The 7,118-nt window shown below is 59.8% G+C and carries 10 protein-coding genes; 2 read left to right on the top strand and 8 right to left on the bottom strand.

The window, feature by feature from the left end; translation table 11 throughout:
- The 8 genes from WCA53_RS21590 to WCA53_RS21555 all read right to left on the bottom strand — a co-directional run.
- Positions 1-1,014, bottom strand: a 1,014-nt coding sequence (locus WCA53_RS21590) for an Hsp70 family protein (RefSeq protein WP_423915434.1), incomplete at its 3' end; no start/stop codon positions are given.
- A 39-nt stretch (positions 1,015-1,053) separates the two neighbouring features.
- Entirely contained in the window at positions 1,054-1,578 is a 525-nt protein-coding gene (gene hscB, locus WCA53_RS21585; protein ID WP_423915432.1) for a Fe-S protein assembly co-chaperone HscB, read from the bottom strand.
- A gap of 131 nt (positions 1,579-1,709) precedes the next feature.
- Entirely contained in the window at positions 1,710-2,033 is a 324-nt protein-coding gene (gene iscA / locus WCA53_RS21580; RefSeq protein ID WP_423915430.1) for an iron-sulfur cluster assembly protein IscA, read from the bottom strand.
- A gap of 44 nt (positions 2,034-2,077) precedes the next feature.
- Positions 2,078-2,494, bottom strand: coding sequence for a Fe-S cluster assembly scaffold IscU (gene iscU / locus WCA53_RS21575; RefSeq protein WP_423915428.1), 417 nt, complete (start codon positions 2,492-2,494; stop codon positions 2,078-2,080).
- A gap of 65 nt (positions 2,495-2,559) precedes the next feature.
- Positions 2,560-3,783 (bottom strand): IscS subfamily cysteine desulfurase, encoded by a 1,224-nt coding sequence (locus WCA53_RS21570; RefSeq protein WP_423915426.1) that lies wholly within the window; start codon positions 3,781-3,783, stop codon positions 2,560-2,562.
- 69 nt (positions 3,784-3,852) lie between these two features.
- Positions 3,853-4,380 (bottom strand): Fe-S cluster assembly transcriptional regulator IscR, encoded by a 528-nt coding sequence (iscR, locus tag WCA53_RS21565; protein ID WP_423915423.1) that lies wholly within the window; start codon positions 4,378-4,380, stop codon positions 3,853-3,855.
- A gap of 148 nt (positions 4,381-4,528) precedes the next feature.
- Positions 4,529-5,011, bottom strand: coding sequence for a low molecular weight protein-tyrosine-phosphatase (locus tag WCA53_RS21560; RefSeq protein ID WP_423915420.1), 483 nt, complete (start codon positions 5,009-5,011; stop codon positions 4,529-4,531).
- 250 nt (positions 5,012-5,261) lie between these two features.
- The gene (locus tag WCA53_RS21555; RefSeq protein WP_423915418.1) at positions 5,262-5,504 is read right to left on the bottom strand and encodes a hypothetical protein; all 243 of its coding nucleotides are present in this window, start codon (positions 5,502-5,504) and stop codon (positions 5,262-5,264) included.
- Positions 5,505-5,791: 287 nt separating this feature from the next.
- Here WCA53_RS21555 and WCA53_RS21550 point away from each other — a divergent pair, with 287 nt between their 5' ends.
- Together WCA53_RS21550 and WCA53_RS21545 are read left to right on the top strand one after the other, a co-directional pair.
- Positions 5,792-6,367: a hypothetical protein gene (locus WCA53_RS21550; protein ID WP_423915416.1), complete on the top strand. Its 576-nt coding sequence runs from the start codon at positions 5,792-5,794 to the stop codon at positions 6,365-6,367.
- A gap of 506 nt (positions 6,368-6,873) precedes the next feature.
- Positions 6,874-7,118, top strand: a 245-nt coding sequence (locus tag WCA53_RS21545) for a hypothetical protein (RefSeq protein ID WP_423915414.1), incomplete at its 3' end; no start/stop codon positions are given.

Raw genomic sequence — 7,118 nt, 5'->3', positions numbered from 1 at the left:
GACCAGCACGACGCCCTTGATCTCCGCAGGCGCCACCTTGGCGTCGCGCAAAGCCTTGCGCGTGGGCGTCAGGGTCCGGGCAACAAGCGCATCGGAGAGTGTCGCGAATTCGTCTTCAGTGACCGTCACGTCGACCTTGCGTCCATCGGACAAGCTGGCCGCAACGGTGGCTTCCGATGCAGTCGACAAAGCTTCCTTCGCCGTGCGCACGCAATCCAGCAACAGGCGCACGTCTTCCGGCGTGGCAGGCTTGAAACCGCTTTTCGACAATACGTGCCGATACAATGCCGCGTCGAAATCATCGCCGCCCAACGCCGAATCGCCGCCGGCCGCGAGCACTTCGAACACGCCCTTGGTGAGCTTGAGGATCGACAGGTCGAACGTGCCGCCGCCCAGGTCGTACACGGCGTACAAACCTTCGGACGCGTTGTCCAGACCGTACGCGATAGCCGCGGCAGTGGGTTCGTTCAGCAGTCGCAACACATTCAGGCCGGCGAGCTTCGCGGCGTCTTTCGTGGCTTGCCGCTGGGCTTCATCGAAGTAAGCGGGCACGGTGATCACCGCGCCGACCAGGTCGTCGCCCAGCGTGTCTTCCGCGCGATAGCGCAGCGTCGCCAGGATTTCCGCCGATACTTCCACCGGGCTCTTGATGCCGTCGATGGTCCGGATCTGCACCATGCCGGGGGCATCGACGAAATCGTAGGGCGCGTTTTCCGCACCCTCCACTTCACTTTTGCCACGGCCCATGAAGCGCTTCACGGAGACGATCGTGTTGTGCGGATCGAGCGCCGCTTCTTCCTTCGCCACGCGGCCGATGCGCCGGCCGCCCTTCTCCAGATACCGGACCACCGAAGGCAGCAGTACGTGGCCTTCTTCGTCGGGCAGCGCTTCGGCAATACTGTGACGCACGGCCGCGACGAGCGAGTTGGTCGTGCCGAGATCGATGCCCACGGCAACGCGCCGCTGGTGCGGCGCCGGCGCCATGCCGGGTTCTGAGATTTGCAGTAAAGCCATTGTTGATCTATTGAGGGTTATGTATCGTCCGGGACTTCTTTATTCCAGCTTCTCGATCTGAGCTTCGATCTCGCTCGCCACGCGCTCGATAAACATCAGCTGGCGCACAGCTTCGCTCGCGGCCTGATCTGCGTGGCTATCGATCAATCCGGCCAGTTTCTCGAAGCGGATGCGTTCCTGGTCGCGAAGTTCATCGAGCAGCGCTTCGAGCGCGCGAAGATTCTTCGCCGCCGCTGCATCTTCGATATTTTCGCGCCACTCCATTTGCTGCATCAGGAAGGCGGGTTCCATCGCCGTGTTGCTTTCGGCGCCAGCATTCACGCCACGCAACTTCAGCATGTAGGTCCCGCGCTTCAGAGGATCGCGCAGCGTCCGATACGCCTCGTTCGCATGCGTGGCCCATTGCATCGCGATGCGTTTTTGCGCGTCACCGGCCGCCGCAAAACGATCGGGATGCACCTGCGCCTGTACCGTCCGATACGCATGGTCGAGCGCAGTGGAATCGACGGCGTACGTGGCGGGAAGGTCGAACAACTCGAAGTGAGTGTCGTTGAGCGATGCCATAGGGAAATTTTAGGACGCGAGGCGGAAATTCGCAGAATATGAGCGGCGTGGCGGCCGGCCCGTCAGCGCATGAGGCTTTGCAACAAAGAAAAAGGCGGCACTCGCCGCCTCCAGACCGTTGACCAGCAACGTCACACGCGGAACGATTCGCCGCAGCCGCACTCGTCCTTTACGTTCGGATTATTGAAGCGAAATCCTTCGTTCAGGCCTTCACGCGCGAAGTCGAGTTCGGTGCCGTCGATATAGGCCAGGCTCTTCGGATCGACAATGATCTTCACACCCGCCGTTTCGAACACCTTATCTTCCGGCGCGAGTTCGTCCACGTACTCAAGTTTATAGGCGAGACCCGAGCAGCCGGTCGTGCGTACACCGAGCCGCAGCCCCACGCCCTTGCCGCGTTGTAGCAAATACTTTTGTACGTGCTTTGCTGCTTTGTCCGTCAACGTGATAGCCATAATCTCTTCTCTTGCCTTGCTCGAGTTTCACGATCCCGCTTGAATTACGCGTGCTGCTTCGCTTCCACTTCCGTCGAGACAGTGCTGTGACGTTGCTTGTAATCGGCAACGGCAGCCTTGATCGCGTCTTCGGCAAGAATCGAGCAGTGAATCTTGACCGGCGGCAGCGCCAGCTCTTCGGCAATATGCGTATTCTTGATCGTCAACGCCTGATCCAGCGTCTTGCCCTTGACCCATTCGGTGACGAGCGAGCTGGAAGCGATTGCCGACCCGCAGCCGTAGGTCTTGAACTTTGCATCTTCGATCACGCCATCCGCGCCAACACGGATTTGCAGCTTCATCACGTCGCCGCATGCCGGTGCACCGACCATGCCGGTGCCGACCGTGTCGTCGTCCTTGCCGAACGAGCCGACATTGCGCGGGTTTTCGTAGTGATCCAGAACCTTGTCGCTATAAGCCATGATTCAAACTCCTTATCTTTTGCGTGTGCGTGCGGTGGACGTGCAGTGAGCGCTTAAAACGGCGCTTAGTGCGCGGCCCACTGGATCGACGAAATATCGATACCGTCCTTGTGCATTTCCCAAAGCGGCGACAAGTCGCGCAGCTTGGCAATCTTGCCCTTCAACAAATTGATCACGTAGTCAACGTCCTGTTCGGTCGTGAAACGGCCGACCGTGAAGCGGATCGAGCTGTGCGCGAGTTCGTCGTTGCGACCCAGCGCGCGCAGCACATACGAAGGCTCCAGCGAAGCCGACGTACACGCCGAACCCGACGATACCGCCACGTCCTTGACCGCCATGATCAGCGACTCGCCTTCCACGAAGTTGAAGCTGATGTTGAGGTTATGCGGCACGCGCGCGACCATGTCGCCGTTCACATAAACCTCTTCCATGTCCGACAAGCCGTTCAGCAAGCGGTCGCGCAGCATGCGCACGCGCTCGTTTTCGGCTGCCATTTCCTCACCCGCGATACGGAAAGCCTCGCCCATGCCGACGATCTGATGCGTCGCCAGCGTGCCTGAACGCATGCCGCGCTCGTGACCGCCGCCGTGCATCTGCGCTTCGATGCGAATCCGCGGCTTGCGGCGCACGAACAGCGCGCCGATGCCCTTCGGACCATACGTCTTGTGCGCCGAGAACGACATCAGGTCGACTTTCAGCTTCTGCAGGTCGATCTCGATCTTGCCGGTGGCTTGCGCTGCATCGACGTGAAAAATGATGCCCTTGGCGCGCGTAATCTCACCGATCGCCGCGATGTCCTGGACCACGCCAATCTCGTTGTTCACGCTCATCACGGAAACGAGAATGGTGTCGGGACGAATCGCCGCCTGGAACTTGTCCAGGTCGAGCAGGCCGTCGTCCTTCACGTCCAGATAGGTCACTTCGAAGCCTTCGCGCTCCAACTCGCGGCAGGTATCGAGCACAGCCTTGTGCTCGGTCTTCACCGTGATGATGTGCTTACCCTTGCTCTTGTAGAAATGCGCCGCGCCTTTGAGTGCGAGGTTGTCCGATTCCGTTGCGCCCGACGTCCAGATGATTTCGCGCGGATCGCAATTGACCAGTTTCGCGACGTTCTCGCGCGCTTCCTCGACGGCCCGTTCAGCGTCCCAGCCGTACTGGTGACTACGCGATGCCGGATTGCCGAATTGCTCGCGCAGATACGGGATCATCTTGTCCACCACGCGCGGATCGATTGGCGTCGTCGCGCTGTAGTCCATGTAAATGGGCAGGTGGGGAATGTCGTTATTCATTGTCGCTCCGGGGATTTAACTCAATTGGCTCTAATCAGGCGAGACTGCCGCGAATGAACGCGGGGTCTGTCAGCCGGCCAGGTTGAAAACGGAATTCGGTCCTTTTGGCGCCACGCGCACGGTCTCGACCGTGGCTGACTCGGCGCGGCGATCGCGTATGACCGCCGACGACCCTTCTCGCGCGCGCTGCTGATCGACCAGGTCTTTCAGCGAGACGGAATCGAGATACTCGACCATCTTCTGATTGAGCGTGGACCAGAGTTCGTGCGTCATGCAGTGGCCGTCGTGCTGCTTCGTGCCTTCGCATGCGCCCTTGCCGCCGCACTGCGTGGCATCGATCGGTTCGTCCACCGCGATGATAATGTCCGCCACCGTCACGTTCTCCGCGCGGCGTGCGAGGTTGTAGCCGCCGCCGGGACCGCGAACCGATTCGACGATCTCGTGCCGGCGCAACTTGCCGAACAACTGCTCGAGATAGGACAAGGAGATGTGCTGCCGCTGACTGATCCCGGCAAGCGTTACCGGACCCTGCTCCTGGCGTAAAGCCAAGTCGATCATCGCCGTGACGGCGAAGCGGCCTTTCGTGGTGAGTCTCATATTTGTAAGCTACCGGGGGATACGGCTAATACTTGATGAATTTGGTCCAGTATAAATAGCCTACGGATTTAGTCAAGTATCGACGACGGATTTCTTAGGAATTTGCTTAGAAGTTGCAGGCCCTGCAATGCGGGTCTGAAGCCTCACGTTACGTCAGCAATTGCGTTCGAAGCGCCTTCAGCAAGCCTTCGCATGCGTCTTCGCATTGATCCAGCACCCGTTCGAACCCTTCGTCGCCGCCGAAATACGGGTCGACGACCACGCGGCTGTCGTCGCGGGCGCCGAATTCCATCAGCAACCGGATCTTGTCGCGATATTCCGGCGGACAGGCTTTCGTCAGCGCTGCCGCGTTGGCGTCATCCATCGCGATCAGCAAGTCGAATCGGGCGAAATCCTCACTGGCGATCTGCCGGCCACGCAATTTCGACAGGTCATAACCTCGTCTCTTCGCGGCGCGCTGCGCCCGTTCGTCGGGCGGTTGGCCGATGTGCCAGTCACCTGTTCCTGCCGAATCGATCACGATCCGTTCCGACAACTTCGCTCGCCGCACTTGATACGCCATCACGCCCTCAGCGCTCGGCGACCGACAAATATTGCCGAGGCAAACGAAGCAGACGGCGATTGTGGTCATGGTTTCGGCGTTGTTTGCGGGAATCGGGGCAGATCGACGAGAGGACTCAATCGACGCCGTTCCGAATTATACAAACTACGCCGTTTGGCTGCCCGATCGGCGAGCGATGCAGCCTTGCGGCTGCATCGGATACATAACATGGGCTGGAAAATGGTCCTTCTGGGCGTCGGCTTAAGGCTAAGCGCCTCAGGGCGTCGCGGACGCTTTTGGGCCTGCTTACGCGATTAATGTTCGCCGCGCGTCCGTCGTTTTATAACGTCTGCGATACCGCTGACGTTGCCGACCCGCTGATCGGGCCGTAACCCGGCGCCCTGGTGTCCGTTTCAACCAGCCCGAGCGACAGCGCACGCGCAAATTCCGCGCTGACGTTGGCGGCGCTGTGCATATGCGGTGCCGAGCTTGCGTTGTGCGGCTGCACGGTGTGGCAAAAGCCGACGAGTGCCACCGGCACGATCATCGCGATGGGCCAGTAGGTCGATATTATCTTTTTCATTGGGAACCCCTTCTCAAGTCCCGTGGGCTGACGGACCCACTTCTGGACAAATGAAGTATACGGGTTTGCCCCTATCACATAAAGGTGACTGGCGACAAAGGATTGTTGCATCTGCGTCAACAGAGCGTCGCGCTGCCGCGTTGTCTCTTTTGGCGGTACACCGTTTCGTGTGTGGACAGGCGACTGAAGCGCCGTTGCCGACGGGATAAATCTTTACAAATATTACTGCGACATTCTTGTCGCGAGACGGTCTGATACCGTAATCAACTTACGTTTTAGTGTCCATCATGAAATTTGCAGTTGCAGGACTCATCATCGCTTCCGCTGCCCTGGTGGCTGGGTGTGCAGTTTATCCCGATGGCACGCCTGCTTACGCGACGGGCGGCTATCCCGCTTATCCGCCGCCTGGCTCCCCTGCTTATCCGGCTGGCTATGACCCTGGGTACGGCTATGGATATGGCGCTCCGGTTGTCGACTCGGGCGTGGTCATTGGTGTAGGTGGGGGGTTTGGGGGCGGTTACGGCGGTGGTTACTATGGCGGCCCGGGGCCGCGATACTACAACGATGGTCCGGGTTATCACGGCTACAACCGTGGCCCGGGTTATCACGGTGGGCCTCCTCCCGGCCAGGGGAACGGCGGTTATCGCGGCGGAAGCGGTGGCCCGAACGGGGGCCCCAAGGGTGGTGGCGGGCAAGGTGGGCATGGGGGGCCGCCCCCGCAGGCTGGCGGCAATCCGCCGGCTGGAAGCCCTGATGCCGGACGGCCTCCGCAGGGACAGCCGCACGGCGGCGGTTCATCGCCGTATGTGGGTAAGTCGACTTGGGGTAAGCCTTCACCGCAGGTTTCGGAGCGAAATCACTAGGTGGTTGACGCTGGCGCTTGGGGGTGGCGCTGCGCGCGGAGCGTGTGGAGGGGGTGCTGCGCGCGGCGAGTGTGGGGAGAGCGTTGAGTCCTTCTGCTAGCGTGGTCGTTCTGCTTAAGTCGGATTTTCTTGCTTATTACTGTTAGCCCCTATCCGGGGCGGGACTTCATTTCTTTGCAAACCCGCGCAAAGAAACGAAGCAAAGAAACGCGTTCAAACCGCGAATACCTAAGTGTCGGCGTTGCTCACTTCAGGCTTTTGGCACGAACGTAGCACGGCCCCCACCCATCAACCCGCAGTCGAACACCCTCCGCAAGCACAAACGGCACTCACTCGCTTCGCCTCAACGGTCGTATCTCGGCGAGTATCCGTGTTCTCGTACCACCCACACGCGTGGTATCCGCTCCGTGATCCTGCGTCGAGCTTTCGCGCGACCCAAACGAGCAAGGCAACAACTAAGCAGCATTTCGCCGGCCTTGCCACTGACGTTATCGCTGGCGCTACTGTTGACGTTGCTGGCGTTGCCAAAAGCCTTATGCCATGCGTTGCCACCTGCAGCAATGGGATTGGGACAATTGGGGCGAAGCGTGTGCGCGCCGCTGGTGCTTGAGGGAGGTGTTCGACTGCGGGTTAAGTATTTGGGGCCGCGCTACGTTCGTGCCAAAAACTTGAAATGGGCAACGACGACACTGAGGTATTCGCGGTTTGAACGCGTTTCTTTGCTTCGTTTCTTTGCGCGTTTGCAAAGAAA

The sequence above is a fragment of the Caballeronia sp. genome, from assembly GCF_049581465.1.
Classification (GTDB): Bacteria; Pseudomonadota; Gammaproteobacteria; order Burkholderiales; family Burkholderiaceae; genus Caballeronia.
Note: the sequence above shows the minus strand (reverse complement) of the source record. Positions and strands in the feature narration are given on the sequence as shown.

Coding starts and splice junctions, on each gene's coding strand:
- WCA53_RS21550 (WP_423915416.1), top strand. CDS start 5,792: ATGAAATTTGCAGTTGCAGGACTCATCATCGCTTCCGCTGCCCTGGTG.
- iscR (WP_423915423.1), bottom strand. CDS start 4,380: ATGAGACTCACCACGAAAGGCCGCTTCGCCGTCACGGCGATGATCGAC.
- hscB (WP_423915432.1), bottom strand. CDS start 1,578: ATGGCATCGCTCAACGACACTCACTTCGAGTTGTTCGACCTTCCCGCC.
- WCA53_RS21560 (WP_423915420.1), bottom strand. CDS start 5,011: ATGACCACAATCGCCGTCTGCTTCGTTTGCCTCGGCAATATTTGTCGG.
- iscA (WP_423915430.1), bottom strand. CDS start 2,033: ATGGCTATCACGTTGACGGACAAAGCAGCAAAGCACGTACAAAAGTAT.
- WCA53_RS21555 (WP_423915418.1), bottom strand. CDS start 5,504: ATGAAAAAGATAATATCGACCTACTGGCCCATCGCGATGATCGTGCCG.
- iscU (WP_423915428.1), bottom strand. CDS start 2,494: ATGGCTTATAGCGACAAGGTTCTGGATCACTACGAAAACCCGCGCAAT.
- WCA53_RS21570 (WP_423915426.1), bottom strand. CDS start 3,783: ATGAATAACGACATTCCCCACCTGCCCATTTACATGGACTACAGCGCG.